Origin of the sequence: Sphingobacterium sp. 1.A.5, assembly GCF_002734235.1 — a bacterium.
GTDB lineage: Bacteria > Bacteroidota > Bacteroidia > Sphingobacteriales > Sphingobacteriaceae > Sphingobacterium > Sphingobacterium daejeonense.
On the sequence record NZ_PEBA01000023.1, the window covers coordinates 144,971 to 163,202 of the forward strand.

Sequence of the window (18,232 nt, forward strand, 5' to 3'; positions counted from 1 at the left end):
CAATGCCAAGGCAATATTTTTATTAAATTTTTCAAACTGAAAAACAGCGACTTATTCGGTAGAATACAAATTTAAGGACAAAACATTTGGCACATATTGAGGATTTTTCTACCTTTGCATCACTTCAAACAACGAAGGGTTCTCGAAAAAAGAACAACGATTCCGTAGCTCAGCTGGTAGAGCAATACACTTTTAATGTATGGGTCCTGGGTTCGAATCCCAGCGGGATCACAAAAAAAAGCTCAATCTTTCGATTGAGCTTTTTTTTGTGCCCGCTGGGATTCGAAAATTGTTCCGAAGGCACCCATATTGGGTTCGATTCGGAGAAGGTTCAGGGTTTGAGCCTGGGGTTTGTGGGGCTGAACCACTCCCAGCGGGCAATGTCATTTAGTTAAGAAAAAAATAAGGCCATACACCACACTAGCCATCTTCAGGTGAGCTAGCTCAAGTCTTGCGCGTTAGCCAGGGCAATGGCCTGACTTGGGCTAATAACACAAATTCTTTACCATTCCATGGCAGAAAAATCACAACATACGCTAACGCCTTAGGTGTGGCATCTTTTAACAAATAAATTCCCCCAAAAATCGCCCCCTTTCCTTCGACATGCGTGTTCATTCCTAATCGCAAGATTAGGAAACAATTTTTATGATTTAGAAACAATGGTGGCCGATGAAGACACCGACCTTAACCTAAGTACCTCGCTCGCTGGGATTCAAATAATATTCCGACGGCACCCATATTGGGTTCGATTTGGAGAGGGTTCAGGGTTTGAGCCTGGGGACTACGGTACACAAACTCCCCAATATCGAAATCTTCTAAATCAACATTCAGAATAGGGACTTTTGTAACTCAGGTCTTATAATAATCGAAGCGATATGGGATATTAGAGATCTGTGGAACCCCTTTGTAGTCGGTGGCTGTTTCCGATATTATTTCGTATCTTAAAAGTCAAAAATTATAAATAGGATTATTATGAAAGATGTGTTATTAATTGTCTACGAACTATTTATCAAAGTTTTTTCAAATCCCTCAAATGAAACAAACAATAACAATGTTCCTGCGGATAAATATATTAGGTTACCAAAAAGGGTTATGAAGAAAATTGATAGAACACAGGCTTTTGAAAAAACCTTTGGATTTCATGTGCCACATAATCAAATAGATGCATATATCAAGTTCTGGGAAAAGCATGCATTATTTCGTCCATTCTTCAAAAAACTGTATGATTTACAATATTTGAGGTATAATAACGAGCTTAAAGAGGTTAAATTTAATAGGAATTGGATGACAAAACTTGAATTCTTTTCTGCCTCTATTATTTCCATTATTTGCTTATTTGTTATATTATTTTTGATAGTTATTGTTGGGCGGCAGGAGGATATTTCTATAGTTGAATCAAATATTACTTTAGAGTTGCTTTGTTATTTATGTATATATATTATAGCATTTGCGGTATTTATGGTCAAATTAGTAATACCTCATATGAATGCCATTCGATTTGTTGAAAGGCGCTAACATCATATTAAAATAATAGGGAGTTTGCTTACAAAAACTCCCCAATATCGAAATCTTCTCATCCCCTTTCCCTAAAATCGGTAGAAACGAAATCCGTTCCGGGAGACCGCTTTTTTTCGCTGGACAGGTTCAAGTGTATCTTGCTCCATCCATGCCCCTATAATTGTCACTTCATCAAAGGTAGCCCCTGTAGCAAACGCATTGTCGTTGTCCTCAAACCCATACTCATCCCATTCCTCTTCCTCATTTTCAAAATCGAATATACTCCAGAAATCATTATCCAGATCACTTGTTAGCGGTCCGTTGTTCTCGATTTCAGTTTTGCGTGGCTATTATTATACGTTTTTCCTTTTTTCGGGTGTGTGAATTTTAATGCAGACCAAATTACATTAATGCTCAAACAAGTACTTTCTACCAACCCAAATTCATAACCTATCTTGATAACTTTCGGTAACGTTAGGTCTGTTTCTAATTGTCCGCCTTTTGGCCAAGAAACCCAAAGCATTCCGTCCAATTTTAGATGTTTTTTCAGTTTTGGAAAAATATCAGTTTGTTCTGACTGTGTTTTAACAAACAAATGGATGTAGTCAAATTCGGTTTTCAGGGTTTTCGATATTTTAACTTCGGGAAGAACGATGGCTTCGATAAATTCTTTCGGAGCATTTACAAAATATGCCGATGTAATCCGATAAAAGGATAAATTTAATTATTTTGATATTCTAAATTCAAATAAACAGAATTTGTAATCCGCTTTGCCCATATCGTGTTCAGTGGCGCAAATTGTCGTTACAGTGTCCACAAATAATACTTGCAACTCGGTCAAGTCCTTTATTTCTCCGTTTCTAAATATTGAATGATTTAGCACTTCGGTTTGTTTTACGTCCGTCCGTTGCCTGAAATATAATATTTAAATTAGCGAAACTAAATTATATTTTAATTCTCTAATCCCCCACTACACTATCTTTAACAGAAAACAGAGTTATTATCGCCCAAAATACCATTTAAAAAATAACATTTTTATTTTAAGGGTTAAGGCAATTCGAATTTCGTCCAGGTAACGATAGCATCAACTGGATCATTGCTTAACTGCCTTTGATTATTTTTTCCTGACCCTAAAAGTTGATTATCTTTCAGAATGATGCAATGACCTGCACCCGATTCTAGGGTCATTCCTTTCACATTTTCAGCAACCTGCGTAAATCGATTGGAATTCTCATAGATTTGGACTACCAACTGTCCCTGTAAATGATTTCCTGAAGCCCAAAGCGTTCCATCTGTTTTCAAAAAATAAGATGCTCTTCCATTTGGGTATGCATTTGCCACTTGCTCACCGATTTTATGTGGGTAAACTGGATCTTGATTTCTTACTCCTGTACCTTGAGAACCATTCACATTACTTCCAAAACTCCAAGCTTCATTTTTAGAATTAATCATGATCACATTATTCTCTTGAGCCCGAACAAGTTTAATATCCTTACTTACCAGTTTAAAAGTTCTCTGATCCTCTGTTGCCACATAACCCAATTTACCATAGATATTATCCCCTGCTGACCATAAAGTTCCGTCAGTTTTCAATAAATAAATATTTGAGTAGCCAGTAGCAAGTTGCTTGACATCTGATCCAATTTTAGTTAAGGGAAGTGGATCGTATGATCTTGTCCCAATACCAAATTCACCACTACCATTTTCTCCGTATGCCCAAGCTGTACCGTCATTTTTCAAGATTGCTACGAAATTTCTGCCGGAGGAAATATCTATTGCACCATCTGTAATTTTTTCCAAAGGTCTTTTTTCATTTGGTAATTCATCATACAATGAAAAGAAATGCGTTGTACCCCAGACGCTATTGTCGGTTTTTAGTATATACATCGAGCAACAGTCACCCACTACTTTTTTCACGTCTTTTTCGACCAATTTAAAGCCTTTATCTTTATTGCCTACTTTATTGGTAAAGACACCACCACGAGCCCAAAGGCTATTGTCTGCTTTGATGATATAGGTTACATCAGCTATCGCAAAGATGCGTAGTTGATTTTCACTTGTAATCCAATCTTTTTCAGGTTCTTCATGATTTTTCTTGCACCCTAATAGCATAAATAAGCCTAGTGCCGCAAATAAAAGATATCTTATTCCCATTTCTTCCGTTCCTAAATGAATAATTAAGTAACTCAAAACACGTAAAAAATTCTGGTTAATCTGAAATTAATGGGTGGAAGTTATAATGGAATTATATAATTAATATAGAGTATTCATTATCGAATATAAATTTAAACTCTAAAATAAGTCTTTAAATACAATTTTATCGAACTTCTACCCTATTAGTCGTGTAGCCTATAAATTATTTCCCTTAGGAAAAACTCCTTTCTTACTTGATTTTTATATATTTAATTAACTAACTATATAAGCCTTATGTCACTTCGAGAGGAAAATGCCGTTTGCCTAAATTGTCAATTTAATTTTAAAGGAAATTATTGCCCCCAATGTGGACAGTCCTCCCATGAACACCGGATTGACGCGCATTATTTCCTACATGATATCCCACATTCTGTTTTCCATGTAGATAAAGGATTTTTCTACACCTTAAAATGCCTTTTCACAAGGCCAGGTGTAATGATAAAGGATTACCTTGATGGAAAACGTGTCCCCTATTTTCGACCGTTTGCCTTTGTATTGATCATGACGACAATGTGCTCGTTAATCATCAAGGGAATACAATTATGGATCGCTAAAATTCAACCTGATACGCATGCGGATCACCTGATTGGACACGGGTTCCTTGGGAAATATTTCAGCGTATTCATCTTCCTTATGATCCCTATTACAAGTTTGATTACCTGGATAACTTTTTATAGAAATAAGTACAATTTTTGGGAACATTTTCTTGCCAACACCTATATCGCTGCTCAGCTTAATATTATCTTGCTTTTGGTAAATGTATTGAATCTGCTCATGGTGGCTTTCCAAATCCAATTTTCTAAGGATGGGGTCAATCTGTTTCTTACATTATTTATGATTCCATTTTTATTTTTATTTGGTAACATCTTTGGATTTCTCATGATGCATGAAAAACGGTCTAAATTATGGGTAGTTATTGCCAAAATAATTGCGATGAATTTTGTGCTGGCATCACTATATATATCGCTCATGAATTATTTTGATATCATTAATCTATAAATAAAAAATCATTAGCCAAGGTAATCAAACATGCCACACCGATGGTGTTGGTTTGCTGTGGTTGCTGGGGACACCCATCCCCTCTCATTTTCAGTGGCGGAAGAATGGATAAATCGGGTATTTTGCTTTGGGCTTGCCCTTCGACTCCGCTAAGGGACCGCCATTTCAAGCCGTGGCTGGTGTCCCCACCTGCCACCAAAAATATCCCTACGCCACTCAACCCTATAGGGTTAAAAAACCGAAATTTTTAACCTTTATTTATTGAGAATCAGATATTAAAAACTCATGTAGATAATCTGTATATGTATCTCCTAGTAAAATTATATGATTTGCTGAAGCATCAATCATGTTGATTTGGCTCTTTCTTCTGATTTTTGGTAAACAAGTAATTATGAACATGAGAAGAAAATCAATTTCAAATTTTAGAGGCACCTTATGGCTTGTTTTAATCACGATAAATTTTATTGCATTTCAGTCTTGTAAAAAAGATAAAAATGATATTGAAGACGAAAACATAGATCAAGTTTGGGGTGGCTCAGCACGACCATTTCCCATTTATACCATTGATGATGCCACCTATATTGTTAAAGAAGATGGCACTCTTTGGGCAAGGGGTCGTATATTTAGTACTTCACCGAAGGCAAATGCCGCTGGATACCTTCAACTGGAAACCAATGTAAAGAAAATTGCAAACACCCATAATGCCGAACGCCTGTATGTGCTTAGAAAAGATAATTCCGTATGGAGGTCGCCTGTTTTACCAAGTGATGAAGTTCCGGCATTTGCAAATCAAAAAGCAACGGAAAAAGTAGCTGATAATGTAAAAGATGTCGTGGAAGGGCAGTATTTTGCGGCGATATTGAAATTTGATGGTACGGTTTGGGCTATAGGAGAAAATGCTGATGGTCAATTCGGAATAGGAACATCTAGCAATAAAGATTTGCCGCTTACTCAAATTGCTAGCGGTGTCAAACAAATTGCGGTAGGGTTTAACAATATTTACCTTTTAAAGAATGATAACACCCTTTGGTCTGCTGGAGATGATTCGTATGGTAAGCTCGGCTACCCTACTACCGGGAACCAGCACACTTTTGCGAAGGTGATGGATGATGTGAGAATTGTGCGTGCCAATGGAAATAATGTTATGGTAATTAAACAAGATCGCTCTGCCTGGTCTTTCGGAACGAATGCAAATGGCACTCAAGGCATTGGTGTCAGCCCCAGTGGCAGTATGGATCCAATATATCCCCATCAAATTGCGGATCAGGTAAAAGAGGTTTTTCCAATGGGCTATACTTGCTTTTTTCTTAAAGAAAACGGAACGCTTTGGGCATCCGGAACCAACAATTATGGACAAATGGGTATGGCATCTCCAACCCGTAGCCTAAGTTTTATCCAGATAGCAGAGAATGTAACGTACATGTCGGCACATAATTACAATCGACATATTATAATACTGCAAAACGAAAAATACAGGATGTCCGGCCGCAACGCATTTAAAGAATTACAACAATCTAGCATACAAAAATTCACATCTTTTACTGATTTTGAGATGCCATAGATGATTAAGATATATTTCTTGCCTTTAGCATTTAATCTCGATTTATTTTTTGAGATGTATATGCACATTTAATAATATAGTTACATCCCTAGCGGACATTGTCATTAGGTTAAGAAAAAAATAAGGCTATATACCACTCCAACCATCTTCAGCTGAGCTAGCTCAAGTCTTGCGCGTTGGCGAGGGCAATGGCCTGACTTGGGCTAATAACACAAATTCTTTACCATTCCATGGCAGAAAAATCACAACATACTCTAACGCCTTAGGTGTGGCATCTTTTAACAGACGAAAGCACGTAAAGCGACAAAATAGTTTCTTGAGCTAAAGCTCAAGAATGACACGTTCTTTTATTTAAATTCCCTTAACTTAATGACATTACCCTAGCGGAGTTGTATAGTGTGAAATATCATTTTAGATATTAGGACGATTCCGGGGTGATATTATTATATATAATTATATCTCGTGACATACCACCTCAGATAGGTGGAACTATAAATTGCTGGGACTCGCGCGACAAGCCACCTTAAATGAGCAAGCGTTTTGGTTACTTTTGCGCCTCAAAAGTAACGTAATCCTGCCATGAAATGGCATTCTTATTTTGTGATAATAAGCTCAAGTCATGTCAACAACCTTATCGTATTATCAAACATGTCACGCCTATGGCGTTAAATTTTGTTTGCCATGCATTTTCTATAGATATGGCATGCCGCTGGCATTTAAGAAACATATAACACCTACGGCGTATAATGCCCCTGGCATTGAATAAATTGATGGTTGGTGGGGACACCAACCATGGCAACCAGGGACACCAACCATGGCTTTCGTGCTGCCAGCAACCATGAAGTCCGGACTTTTACGGCGTTTTACAGCCTAAAAGAATTTTCGAAGCCGAAGCCCGCTCATTTTCAGTGGCGGAAGAATGGATATAATGCCGCGGCATTTGAGGGGTGGCCTTGCCCTTGGATGCTTTCAACCAATTATCTCCTCAATAGAGATAATTGATTAGAACGGCATCCTCGGCAAAAAGGCATTTTGTCCATGTGCTTTGGACTCGCGCGACAAGCCACCTTAAATGAGCAAGCGTTTTGGTTACTTTTGCGCCTCAAAAGTAACGTAATCCTGCCATGAAATGGCATTCTTATTTAGGTTTAATAAGTTCAAGTCATGCTAACAACCTTGTATCAATATTTAAAAAAGATCATCGTTTTGGCGTATTATCAAACATGTCACGCCCATGGCGTTAAATTTTGGGGGCTATTCATTTTCTATAGATATGGCATGCCGCTGGCATTGAATTAATTGATGGTTGGTGGGGACAACAACCATGGCAACCAGGGACACCAACCATGGCGTCAGATGATGGTTGGTGGGGACACCAACCATGGCAACCAATGACAGCAACCATGACGTCGGTTGATGGTTGGTGGGGACACCAACCATGGCGACCAAGGGCACCAACCATGTCATCCTGCCTCCGGCATATTCCCCTTGGGTGTTGGTTCGCCATAGCTACTGTCAATATTCCCAGCATACAAAAATTTAAAACAGACTTAATGATTATTACCTAAAAATAATACCTAAAAACAATACTCTTATTAGGTTATTTTGTTAATTTTAAAGCAACGAAAATACCTGTGGATTATGTCAAATAACAAGCAAAGGACTTTTTTTGGGGGCTTATACGGGAGTGATTCGATTGATTTTGTCAAGGGCTTAGTCTACATATATCCTTTTGGTATCATTGGAAAGCAAAACAACAACACTGTAAAGCCACATTTACATAATAATCAGTTCCAGATATTTTTACTGATCGAGGGAGAAACCCTGTTGCTTTATCAGAATGAAAAGATAAGTGTTTCGGGTCCTTCGATAATAACAATCCCTAAAAATACGGAGCATGGATTTGAACACTTGGGTGAACAGAAAGGCTGGATTATCAGTCTTTCCGATGCTGTGCTTGAACACATGATCAAGCGTGAGGCAGATGTAATTTCCGCACTCGAAACTTTCCGTATTATACAGGTAACTACCGGTGAATATTCTGAAAGTATATTCCAGACCATGCTCAACTGCATCAAAGAATATAATGATGAACAGACTGGTAAATTGCTGATGCTCGAATATATCGCAGGACAGATTATTGTACAGCTTAACCGTTTACCGGATAACCAGCAGCTCAGTATTTTTAGCAATGACAACACCTCCACCATCTATTACAGGAGATTCACGCAATTGGTCAGGATCTCGAGCACCTACAAGAAGACCATTGAAAAATATGCAGGTGAGCTCAATATCACTACCGGTCACCTCAGCCGGATCTGCCGCGCGGTAGCGGGAAAATCACCTAAGGAGATCATCATGGATGTTTATATCGCGGAAGCACAATTGCAACTTTCGGAAATAGAGAAAAGCATCAATGAAATTTGTTACTCCCTGGGGTTTGAAGACCCGAGTTATTTTGCACGTGTCTTTAAAAGAAAGGTCGGAGTAAGCCCCAATGAATTTCGTAAAGAACGGAACATCAAATCCTAGCAATTATATAATTTGATATACTTATCACATTTGTACCATTATTAGACGAAAAGTCCTAACATCCAACCTTAAAATCCTATTAAGTTTGTTAAAAGAGTGCATAACCGCTACCAAAGAGTAAGTAAACCTTTTAACATTATAAACTTTCTTTTAATAAGAGAAATGGCAGAAATTACTATAATAGGAATTGAGACTTTAATTGTTGATCTCCCCACCATTCGCCCCCATCATTTGTCGATGGCCGTCATGCGCAACCAATCGATGGTGATCATCCGCCTGTTCTGTTCGGATGATGTGGAAGGAATTGGAGAAGCGACCACTATCGGCGGTATCGCTTACTCTGATGAATTTCCCGAAGGGATAAAACTAGCTATCGACACCTATTTTAAACCTCTTCTCATTGGTCAAGATCCCACCAATATCAATGGAATTATGAATATCCTTGATAAAAATATATGCGGAAATAATTTTGCCAAATCAGCCATTGAAACAGCACTGTTAGATGCCCAAGGTAAGCGATTATCAGTTCCTGTTTATGAATTATTGGGCGGCGCCATTTCAGAAACCTTACCGGTTCTGTGGACATTGGCAAGCGGTGATACAGCAAAAGATATTGAAGAAGCTAAAAATTACATTTCACAAAAAAAATACAACGTATTCAAATTAAAAATAGGTCGCAAAAATCCTAAAGAAGATATCGAACATGTTGCTGCTATAAAAAAGGAATTAGGAGCCGATATTAAAGTTACTGTAGACGTGAATCAAGCTTGGAGTGAACAACTTGCCAAACAAGCGATTCAAAAATTACAAGATTCCGGAATAGATTTAATTGAACAACCCATAGCTAAATCAAACTTTGACGGTTTGGCAAGATTGACTTCTTATTTTGAAGTTCCAATTATGGCAGATGAATCTGTATCCACGATTCAGGATGCATTTAAATTGGCAAAAATACACGCAGCCAATGTTTTCGCCTTAAAAATATCGAAGACAGGTGGACTTTCCAATATCGTTCGACAAGCAGCCATTGCTCATGGTGCAGGAATCTCTACTTATGGTGGTACCATGCTGGAAGGTAGCATTGGAACTGCCGCATCAGCACAGGTTTTCGCAACATTACCCAACTTGGACTGGGGAACCGAATTATTTGGTCCTCATTTGTTGACCGATGATATTGTCAAAAAGCCGATTGAATACAAAAACTTCGGATTGACCTTGCCACAAACCCCCGGTATAGGTGTGGAACTGGACCTTAATCAGGTAGAAAAATATAAAAGAAAAATAAAACATGGTATATGCAGTAGAAATGGATGTAAGAATCCCTGAATCTTGGAGCGAAGAAAGGCTTGCAGATTATTTAGCCAGAGAAAAAGAAACTTCTCAAAAATGGCAAAAGTCAGGAAAATGGGTGTACCTGTGGAGAGTCGCAGGAAAATACTCAAATGTGAGCATCATAGAAGCGGATAGTCCAGAAGAACTTCACCAAATCATAAGCTCGCTACCATTATTTCCATACATGGATATCAAAGTAAAAAGCTTGTGCAAGCACCCCAACGCGATCAGAGAATCTTTGATTTAACATTAAAAGTCAGAATAGTTTTAAAATATTAAAAAAATGGAAAAACAATTAATTGATCAGGTTTTAAGAAAAATTAAAAACACTGAAGTTGAAGGAAAAGGAAACGAAAGAGTAAAAGAAATCGTAGCCAGATTGTTGAAAGATTTGTTTTACGCTATCGACGATTTGAACATTAGCAGCGAGGAACTATGGATAGGTTTAGACTGGCTAAACGGTGCTGGCAGAAACCACGAATGGGGCCTTATTTATGCTGGAACGGGCCTAGAACACTACATTGATGAAAGAATGGACTGGGAAGACAAACAAGCCGGTTTAGAGCTTAAAACTCCAAGAACCATAGAAGGTCCATTATACGTTGCTGGTGCACCAGAATCATTGAGCTATGCTGAATTAGAAACAGAACCAGAACCAAATGGAGAAAGACTTTATATGCAAGGAACTGTCTTAGATGAAGACGGAAATCCAGTTGAAGGTGCTTTAGTAGAAGTTTGGCACTGCAATTTAAAAGGTATGTATTCTTACTTTGACAAAACTCAACCTGCATTTAATCTACGCAGATCAATTAGAACTGGAAGAGACGGAAGATATCAGTTCAAATCATTTGTCCCGGTTGGTTACAGCTGTCCGCCAAATGGCTCAACAGACACTTTGATGCAACTATTAGGCCGCCACGGTTCTAGACCAGCGCACATTCACTTTTTCATTTCAGCGCCTGGATTCAGAAAACTTACTACACAAATCAATATTGAAGGTGATGCTTTGTTAGGTCAAGATTTTGCTTTTGCAGACAAAGACGGTTTGGTACCTCCAATTACAAGAATTTCTGCAGAACAAGCCAAAGAAAAAGGTATTGATGAGGCTTATGCATCTATTGATTTTGATTTCAACATTGTTCAGGATAATGAAAAAATTGCTGCAGGTGAAAATAACCGTACAAGAGTAGCCCTAGCTTAAATATTTGAAATTATGGGTAGAAAATTGAATGTCCCCTTCGAGAAGTATGTCAACATAACCAATGAAACAGACAGGGGCTTGGTAGAGTTTGACTTTGCTGTCGGCGATCCAACGATGTACGTAGAATTGGCTTTACCTAAAAAGCAGTTCAATGAATTTTGTGAAAATAACAAAGTGAATTTTCTCACAGAGGAACAACTGTTGGCTGTAGCAAACGACAAATACAAGTGGAAATATGGTGTATTAGGAACTAGAACTGAAGTACCCGACGAAGATGATGAATATGAAGACGAAGATGTTTCTGGTGAATAATATCAATGCTATATTCTCTTTTTTAAACAATTAACAAATAAAATTATGTCATTAGAAATTAAAAGCATACAGATTAAGGCCAAGCGTGAAACATTTGGACACGTAGCGAGGCGTATTGGTGAAGGTAAAATTGCAAGCCGGTACGAAGAAGCAACTTATGATCTGCAACCAACTGTCAATTTTCATTATTTACCTACTTATAATTCCAAATTCGAATTATACGACGAGCGCAAAACATCTATCAAGATGAGTGATTGGTATAAAATTTTGGATCCACGCCAGTTCCACTATTCTAGTTACGTTGCAGCAAGAGCCAAACAACAAGAAAGCACTACCCAAAACTTTGCATATATAGATAAGAAGAATTTGGTTGATAGTATACCCGTATCATTAAAAGAAGAATTCTTTCAAAATATTTTGCCTTTGCGACATTATGAGTGGGGTGCCAATATGAACAATTTACAATTGGTTTCAGAAGGTTATGGTGCTTCATTTACTGCGGCGGCAATGTTTCAGGCAGAAGATAGAATCGGCACAGCACAATTGCTTACCAAAATCGCTTTGTTGTTGAGTGAAAATGAAGTGGAGATTCTCGAAACAGCAAGAAACAATTGGTTAAACAACCCTTCATGGCAAGGATTGAGAAAATTGACCGAAGATTCTTTCGTGATTGAAGATTGGTTCGAACTTCACTTGCTGCAAAACGTGATTGCAGACGCCTTTGTCTATGAATTGTTCTTTAATCATTATGAAAAAGAATTAGTAAAACAACCGCAAGCCGGAACTTATTTGATGTTGACAGGCTTTTTCTCTGATTGGTCTGAAGAAACTAACAAGTGGATAGATTCTACAATAAAAGTTGTGTCTTCCGAATCAGAAGAAAACAAAAACATACTCGAAAATTGGGCTGCAAAATATATTGAGGTGGCACAAAATGCTATACTCCCTTTAGCGAAAAATTTATTTGAGGAACCTGAAAAAGTAGTTGAAGAAATTAAAACAACATTAACTGACCGTTTGATCAAAAGCGGCTTAACCCTGTAAGATATGGCAGATGTAAGTAAAGTTTTTTTGGCACTTCAAGCCGTTGAAGAATCCAAAGCAGTGGTAGCGGCTATCGAAAAGGACAACCCGGAGGCTGAAATTGGATACGATGCTGCAATGGTGAAAATTACCGCACCGTCAAGATTAACCATCAATGCGGAAACTGTAAGTGGTTTGATTGGCAGAGAATGGGATACACAGGAATTACAAATCATCTTGATTACACTTTCTGGAAACGTTGATGAAGATTACGATCACTTCACTCTTTTCTGGGCCTAACATTATTATTAATAGAAAAAATATCGATATGGAAAAAAGAAAAAAACGCCTGAGTATGAAGGATCAATACAGGGCCATGACACGTCTGGGTTGGGAAACCACCTATCAAGATATGGACAAAGTTTTCCCTTATGACCAATTCGAAGGAATAAAAATTCATGACTGGGAGGCTTGGGAGGATCCGTTTAGAATGACAATGGATGCCTATTGGAAATTTCAAGCAGAAAAAGATAAAAAATTATATGCTATCATAGATTCATTTGCTCAGAATAACGCTCAGAAAAATTTGACTGATGCCAGTTATTTATCGGCATTGAAGTTGTTTTTAACTGGAGTTTCACCGGCAGAATACCAAGCTCACAGAGGTTTTGCTCATATTGCAAGACACTTCAGAGGCGATGGTCCTCGAGTTGCCTGTCAAATGCAAGCTATCGACGAATTGCGTCACATTCAAACGCAAGTGCACACCATGAGCCATTACAACAGACACTTCAATGGATTCTCGGAATTTCCGCACTGGCATGATAGGGTTTGGTATTTATCAGTTCCTAAATCGTTCTTTGACGACGCACGCACAGCAGGTCCCTTTGAATTTATCGTTGCCATTGGTTTTTCTTTCGAATACGTTTTAACCAATCTTTTATTCGTTCCTTTTATGTCTGGAGCTGCATTCAATGGAGATATGGCAACTGTTTCTTTCGGTTTCTCTGCTCAATCTGACGAAGCACGCCATATGACTTTGGGCCTACAGGCTATCAAATTTATGTTGGAGCAAGATCCTGGCAACGTACCGATTGTTCAGAGATGGATTGACAAATGGACTTGGAGAGGATACAGAGTTTTGGTATTGGTGGCGGCCATGATGGATTATATGCTGCCAGAATCACCTCAATCTTGGAAGGAGGCTTGGGAACTTTATTTCGAGCAAAACACAGTCGGATTGTTTAATGACTTGGCTAAATATGGAATAAAAGTACCTGATTGTGTAGACAGAATTAAAGCAGAAAAAGAACATGCATCTCACCAAGTTTGGATGACTTTCTATACCCACGGTGCTGCAACTGCTATGCATACATGGATTCCTGATGAAAAAAAACAAAAATGGTTGAGCGAAAAATATCCTGAGACTTTCGATAAATACTACAAACCTGTTTACGACCACTGGAAAGAAAGAGCCGATAAAGGAGATCGCTATTATTCACAAATGTTACCGCATCTATGTCAGGTTTGCCAAGTTCCAGTTTTGTTCACAGAAACTGAAAGTGACGAACCGATGAAATTTCATCAAAGACAAACCATATATAAAGAGGAAAGATATCATTTCTGTTCAGACCATTGCCAGCATATTTTTGAGAACGAACCTGAAAAATATGTCTATGCCTGGATGCCAGTTCAGCAGATTTTCCAAGGCAATTGTGGAGGACCAACTATTCCAGATGTTCTGAATTTCTATAAGATTAATGACGGTATAGAAAACAGAGATTACAAAGGTTCTGAGGATGAGGTTGCATATAATATGATGTAAATCTTAGTAAGCAGAATTTAAATTTTAATGTACAATTCACCCATTATATTTTATAAAAAAAAAGAAGTAAATGGGTTTAAAACCAAAAAAATATGGCGACCACAAAAATTGGAGAATATAATCCACCCGTAAGAGACAAAGTAGAAAACTTTGGTGGAAACTACTTGGTATATGCCTCTTGGGACAACCATAGGTTAATCAATTCGGCAATGGGTTTCCCATTGCCACCGAATATGCCTTTCAAAATATTTATGACCGAAGTTCTCCCCCTTTGCTATAATGATCATCCTGATTTTGCAAACTTAGATTGGGACACTACGGAGGTTCATTGGTTTTTAAATGGTGAATCCTTTACTCCAGATTTTGACAAATCATTGGCAGAAAATGGTATTGACCATAAATCAATTGTTCGATTTCATACACCAACGCTGAGAGGTATTCATGGTGTTGGAATTTAACGAGAAAAATTTCAAGCTATGTGTTATAAAATAATAATAGAACCGACCGGAGATGAAATCACGGTAAACGAAGGGCAAACTATTCTGGACGCTGCCTTAAGACAAGGTGTTTATTTGCCACATGCTTGCAGTCACGGTTTATGCGGAACCTGCAAAGTTGAAGTTTTAGAAGGTCAAGTAGATTTGGGAGAGGCATCGCCCTTTGCCTTGCTAGACATTGACAGAGATGAAAATAAATGCTTGGTTTGTGTTGCTGTTCCCAAAGAGGATTGTGTTATAGAAGCTGATGTTGATGAAGATCCGGATTCCAAGTCAATATTGGTAAGAGACTTTGAGGGAACAGTAATTGAAGTCAAAGATTTAACCCCAAGGATCAAAGGGATTGTTCTAGAGTTAAATGAAGAGATTGAATTTCAAGCGGGGCAATATGTTCAGTTTTATTATCCTGGATTTGATGAAGGGAAATCTTTTTCAATTGCCACTTCATCCAACAACAAAAAAGTGATTGAACTAAACATCAGCATTGTGCCTGATGGAGAAGTGACGCCACTTATCCATCAAAACACAAAAGTTGGTGATAAATTCAGGATTGTTGGCCCTTATGGCAGGTTTTTCATCAGAGAATCTGCTCAAAAACCAATGATATTTTTTGCAGGTGGTTCCGGTCTTTCTTCGCCTAAAGCCATGATCGAAGAACAGTTAGAAAATGGTTGCAAACACCCTATGGCTTTATTTCACGGAGCAAGGAGTGTAGATGAATTATATTATGCGGATCTGTTTCGTGCATATGAAAAAAAGTATGATAACTTCAAATACTATCCTGTAATATCTGACGAAAATGCAACCGATTGGGATGGTGAAAAAGGATATGTGGGAGATGCTGCGCTAAAGGTTTTTGAAAACAATTTTATGGGACACAAAGCATATTTATGCGGTCCACCTCCTATGATTGAGTCTTGTATTTCTTGCTTATTCAAAGGAAGATTGTTTGAAAGAGATATTTATTTAGAGAAATTTTTCTCTAAAGCAGACCAAAATAGTACCCCAAAAAGTCCTTTTTTCAAATCAATTTAAAAAGAGTAAAGCAATAATAATTCTATAAAAGGTTGTCTATGGAGACAGCCTTTTTATAAATTTAAATAACCAATTTCTAAAAAAATCAATGCCAATACTATCATTAAAAGAATCCGATATGCATTACAAATCTGATGATTTTAATAAAAAAGAAACGGTCGTTTTTTCTAATTCATTAGGTTGTGACCTCAATATGTGGGATGAAAACATTGAGATGTTAAAAAATCACTTCAATGTCATTCTTTACGACACACGTGGTCACGGAAAAAGCAGTATCCATCAAAATGAAGTCAGCATCAAAGAATTAGCAGGAGATGTGATTGAACTTTTAAATTATTTAAACTTAGAAAAAGTCATATTCTGCGGATTGTCTATGGGTGGATTGATTGGGCAATACTTAGGACTTCATTTTCCTGCTAGATTTTCTAAAATTATCTTAAGCAATACTGCAGCAAAAATCGGCACAGTCGAAGGATGGAATAATCGCATTCATCAAGTTAATGAACACGGTCTATCCAGTATTCTATATGGAACGGCAGAACGTTGGTTTACGGCAGAATACAGGGCTAAATATCCAGATAAAGTCAATCAAATTCTTGGGATTTTCGCTTCAAATTCTCTTCGTGGATATACTGCTTGTTGCGCAGCCGTGAGAGATGCCGATTTTAGAGAAGATTTGCAGAATATCGATATACCAACTTTGATAATTACAGGAACAAAAGACGGTGTAACCACCGTGGAGGATGGAGATTTTATGCAAAATAAAATACCATTTTCCAAACAGGTTTCTTTGATAGCGGCACACCTTTCTAACAAGGAACATCCGGAAGAATTTTCAAAAAAAATAATTCATTTCTCAGGTCAACAACATATAAAATGAAGACAGTACCACAAATATCTTTGCAAGAGGCAGTTGCTTTAGTAAAAGATGGAGATATACTATTACAAGGGGGTTTTGGGATGACGGGAAATCCGGTTCATCTGATGCATGCCCTTGCGGAAACACAAACAAAAGATTTAACCTTTATAGGGAACAATGTAGGCGAACCTGGAATAGGTGGCGGAAGATTGCTCAGGAACGGACAGATCAGTAAAATGATCGGTTCTTTTTTCACATCGAATTCCGAAGCGGTAAAAGCTGCACAGGATGGTTTGGTAGCCTATGAACTATTGCCACAGGGCACTTTGGCTGAGGCTTTACGTGCTGGAGGGGCTGGCATCGGTGGTTTCTACACCCCTACTTCTGCCGGTACAGAACTGGCACAGGGAAGGGAGACCAAAACACTCAATGGTACTGAACAGGTGTTTATTCCTGCCCTAAGGGGAAATGTCGCTTTTATAAGAGCTTGGAGGGCAGATACAGCAGGGAATCTGCAATACAGAATGACCGAGCAGAATTTCAACACGGCAATGGCTACCGCCGCAGACCTGGTTATTGTAGAAGTGGAAGAGATTGTTCCTGTGGGCGAAATCCCTCCAGAATCCATCCATACCCCAGCTTCTTTTGTGGACTATTTGGTATTGGCGAAACTTACATTGGAAGACCTTGGCAGTTCAGCAGCAGTTTCATCTAGTAAAAAGGTTTCTGAAATTCGTCTCCATATGGCAAAACGCGCCCTGCAGGAGTTGAAAAGTGGTGATGTGGTCAATCTCGGTATCGGCATCCCTACCCTAGTTGCTGATTTGATTACTGAAGAAGATGGTGTTATCCTCCATACAGAGAACGGTATGCTGGGCGTTGGCCCTGCCCCAACAGATGGTGGCGGTGCGATGGACTATCCAGTCAATGCTGGTAAGGTCCCTGTAACAGCCTTGAAAGGGGCTTCATACTTTGATTCCTCCGATTCCTTTGCCATGATCCGAGGAAAGCATATCGATGTTGCCGTCATGGGAGGATTACAGGTAGACGAAAGTGGAAATCTTGCCAACTGGGCAGTTCCGGGACAGCCGCTTTTAGGAGTCGGTGGTGCAATGGATCTGGCATCAGGAGCAAAAAGATTGATTATTACGATGACCCACACCGAAAAAAACGGTGATCCCAAAATTGTTCCTGTATGCGACTTACCACTTACTGCCCTGAAAGCAGTAGACATGGTCATCACCGATAAAGCGGTCTTTGAATTTATCGATGGACAGCTAACATTAATCGAATTAATGCCGGATGCAACCTTGGAAGAAGTGGTAGCTACAACTACGGCAAAATTTGTAAAACGTTTAAAGTAACA

General features: G+C 38.4%; 17 protein-coding genes and 1 tRNA gene. 16 read left to right on the plus strand and 2 right to left on the minus strand.

All coding sequences use genetic code 11. The features are described from left to right. Positions 1-158 precede the first annotated feature (158 nt). A tRNA-Lys gene (locus CRT24_RS11105) sits at positions 159-231 on the plus strand. 741 nt (positions 232-972) lie between these two features. Next, positions 973-1,515 carry a hypothetical protein gene (locus tag CRT24_RS11115; RefSeq protein ID WP_099371307.1) on the plus strand — a complete coding sequence of 181 codons (543 nt, stop codon included), beginning with the start codon at positions 973-975 and terminating at the stop codon, positions 1,513-1,515. A gap of 292 nt (positions 1,516-1,807) precedes the next feature. Here CRT24_RS11115 and CRT24_RS21245 read toward each other — a convergent pair whose 3' ends face one another. Both CRT24_RS21245 and CRT24_RS11125 read right to left on the minus strand, forming a co-directional pair. Next, positions 1,808-2,020, minus strand: a complete 213-nt coding sequence (locus CRT24_RS21245; protein ID WP_257214025.1) for a hypothetical protein — start codon at positions 2,018-2,020, stop codon at positions 1,808-1,810. Positions 2,021-2,544: 524 nt separating this feature from the next. Next, entirely contained in the window at positions 2,545-3,687 is a 1,143-nt protein-coding gene (locus CRT24_RS11125) for a hypothetical protein (RefSeq protein ID WP_144034565.1), read from the minus strand. A 237-nt stretch (positions 3,688-3,924) separates the two neighbouring features. On the opposite strand from CRT24_RS11125, the gene CRT24_RS11130 reads away from it, so the two are divergent. From CRT24_RS11130 to CRT24_RS11205, 14 genes are all read left to right on the plus strand, one after another. Next, positions 3,925-4,689 (plus strand): DUF3667 domain-containing protein, encoded by a 765-nt coding sequence (locus tag CRT24_RS11130; protein ID WP_099371310.1) that lies wholly within the window; start codon positions 3,925-3,927, stop codon positions 4,687-4,689. A 397-nt stretch (positions 4,690-5,086) separates the two neighbouring features. Further along, complete coding sequence (locus CRT24_RS11140; protein WP_144034566.1) at positions 5,087-6,250, plus strand: hypothetical protein; 1,164 nt, start codon at positions 5,087-5,089, stop codon at positions 6,248-6,250. Positions 6,251-7,891: 1,641 nt separating this feature from the next. After that, entirely contained in the window at positions 7,892-8,782 is an 891-nt protein-coding gene (locus CRT24_RS11150; protein WP_099371314.1) for an AraC family transcriptional regulator, read from the plus strand. A 162-nt stretch (positions 8,783-8,944) separates the two neighbouring features. Continuing rightward, complete coding sequence (locus CRT24_RS11155; RefSeq protein ID WP_099371315.1) at positions 8,945-10,108, plus strand: muconate cycloisomerase family protein; 1,164 nt, start codon at positions 8,945-8,947, stop codon at positions 10,106-10,108. Further along, a complete protein-coding gene (locus tag CRT24_RS11160) occupies positions 10,071-10,361 on the plus strand; it encodes a muconolactone Delta-isomerase family protein (RefSeq protein ID WP_099371316.1) in 291 nt (96 codons plus the stop codon). The genes CRT24_RS11155 and CRT24_RS11160 overlap by 38 nt, the downstream gene beginning before the upstream one ends. A 36-nt stretch (positions 10,362-10,397) precedes the next feature. Continuing rightward, a complete protein-coding gene (locus CRT24_RS11165; RefSeq protein WP_099371317.1) occupies positions 10,398-11,315 on the plus strand; it encodes a dioxygenase in 918 nt (305 codons plus the stop codon). 12 nt (positions 11,316-11,327) lie between these two features. Next, positions 11,328-11,627: a phenol hydroxylase subunit gene (locus CRT24_RS11170; RefSeq protein WP_099371318.1), complete on the plus strand. Its 300-nt coding sequence runs from the start codon at positions 11,328-11,330 to the stop codon at positions 11,625-11,627. Between the two features lie 45 nt (positions 11,628-11,672). Next, on the plus strand, positions 11,673-12,671 hold the full coding sequence (locus CRT24_RS11175; RefSeq protein ID WP_099371319.1) for a phenol hydroxylase: 999 nt from the start codon (positions 11,673-11,675) through the stop codon (positions 12,669-12,671). 3 nt (positions 12,672-12,674) lie between these two features. Then, on the plus strand, positions 12,675-12,950 hold the full coding sequence (locus CRT24_RS11180; protein ID WP_099371320.1) for an MmoB/DmpM family protein: 276 nt from the start codon (positions 12,675-12,677) through the stop codon (positions 12,948-12,950). A gap of 28 nt (positions 12,951-12,978) precedes the next feature. Then, complete coding sequence (locus CRT24_RS11185; RefSeq protein WP_218962613.1) at positions 12,979-14,475, plus strand: YHS domain-containing protein; 1,497 nt, start codon at positions 12,979-12,981, stop codon at positions 14,473-14,475. 92 nt (positions 14,476-14,567) lie between these two features. Further along, complete coding sequence (locus tag CRT24_RS11190) at positions 14,568-14,933, plus strand: phenol hydroxylase subunit P4 (RefSeq protein ID WP_099371321.1); 366 nt, start codon at positions 14,568-14,570, stop codon at positions 14,931-14,933. Positions 14,934-14,951: 18 nt separating this feature from the next. Beyond that, on the plus strand, positions 14,952-16,007 hold the full coding sequence (locus tag CRT24_RS11195; protein ID WP_099371322.1) for an NADH:ubiquinone reductase (Na(+)-transporting) subunit F: 1,056 nt from the start codon (positions 14,952-14,954) through the stop codon (positions 16,005-16,007). A 118-nt stretch (positions 16,008-16,125) separates the two neighbouring features. Beyond that, positions 16,126-16,887: a 3-oxoadipate enol-lactonase gene (pcaD, locus tag CRT24_RS11200; RefSeq protein WP_218962614.1), complete on the plus strand. Its 762-nt coding sequence runs from the start codon at positions 16,126-16,128 to the stop codon at positions 16,885-16,887. Beyond that, entirely contained in the window at positions 16,884-18,230 is a 1,347-nt protein-coding gene (locus tag CRT24_RS11205) for a 3-oxoacid CoA-transferase (protein WP_099371324.1), read from the plus strand. The genes pcaD and CRT24_RS11205 overlap by 4 nt, the downstream gene beginning before the upstream one ends. Positions 18,231-18,232: the final 2 nt, after the last annotated feature.

Coding starts and splice junctions, on each gene's coding strand:
- CRT24_RS11115 (WP_099371307.1), top strand. CDS start 973: ATGAAAGATGTGTTATTAATTGTCTACGAACTATTTATCAAAGTTTTT.
- CRT24_RS21245 (WP_257214025.1), bottom strand. CDS start 2,020: ATGCTTTGGGTTTCTTGGCCAAAAGGCGGACAATTAGAAACAGACCTA.
- CRT24_RS11130 (WP_099371310.1), top strand. CDS start 3,925: ATGTCACTTCGAGAGGAAAATGCCGTTTGCCTAAATTGTCAATTTAAT.
- CRT24_RS11140 (WP_144034566.1), top strand. CDS start 5,087: ATGAGAAGAAAATCAATTTCAAATTTTAGAGGCACCTTATGGCTTGTT.
- CRT24_RS11150 (WP_099371314.1), top strand. CDS start 7,892: ATGTCAAATAACAAGCAAAGGACTTTTTTTGGGGGCTTATACGGGAGT.
- CRT24_RS11155 (WP_099371315.1), top strand. CDS start 8,945: ATGGCAGAAATTACTATAATAGGAATTGAGACTTTAATTGTTGATCTC.
- CRT24_RS11160 (WP_099371316.1), top strand. CDS start 10,071: ATGGTATATGCAGTAGAAATGGATGTAAGAATCCCTGAATCTTGGAGC.
- CRT24_RS11165 (WP_099371317.1), top strand. CDS start 10,398: ATGGAAAAACAATTAATTGATCAGGTTTTAAGAAAAATTAAAAACACT.
- CRT24_RS11170 (WP_099371318.1), top strand. CDS start 11,328: ATGGGTAGAAAATTGAATGTCCCCTTCGAGAAGTATGTCAACATAACC.
- CRT24_RS11175 (WP_099371319.1), top strand. CDS start 11,673: ATGTCATTAGAAATTAAAAGCATACAGATTAAGGCCAAGCGTGAAACA.
- CRT24_RS11180 (WP_099371320.1), top strand. CDS start 12,675: ATGGCAGATGTAAGTAAAGTTTTTTTGGCACTTCAAGCCGTTGAAGAA.
- CRT24_RS11185 (WP_218962613.1), top strand. CDS start 12,979: ATGGAAAAAAGAAAAAAACGCCTGAGTATGAAGGATCAATACAGGGCC.
- CRT24_RS11190 (WP_099371321.1), top strand. CDS start 14,568: ATGGCGACCACAAAAATTGGAGAATATAATCCACCCGTAAGAGACAAA.
- CRT24_RS11195 (WP_099371322.1), top strand. CDS start 14,952: ATGTGTTATAAAATAATAATAGAACCGACCGGAGATGAAATCACGGTA.
- pcaD (WP_218962614.1), top strand. CDS start 16,126: ATGCATTACAAATCTGATGATTTTAATAAAAAAGAAACGGTCGTTTTT.
- CRT24_RS11205 (WP_099371324.1), top strand. CDS start 16,884: ATGAAGACAGTACCACAAATATCTTTGCAAGAGGCAGTTGCTTTAGTA.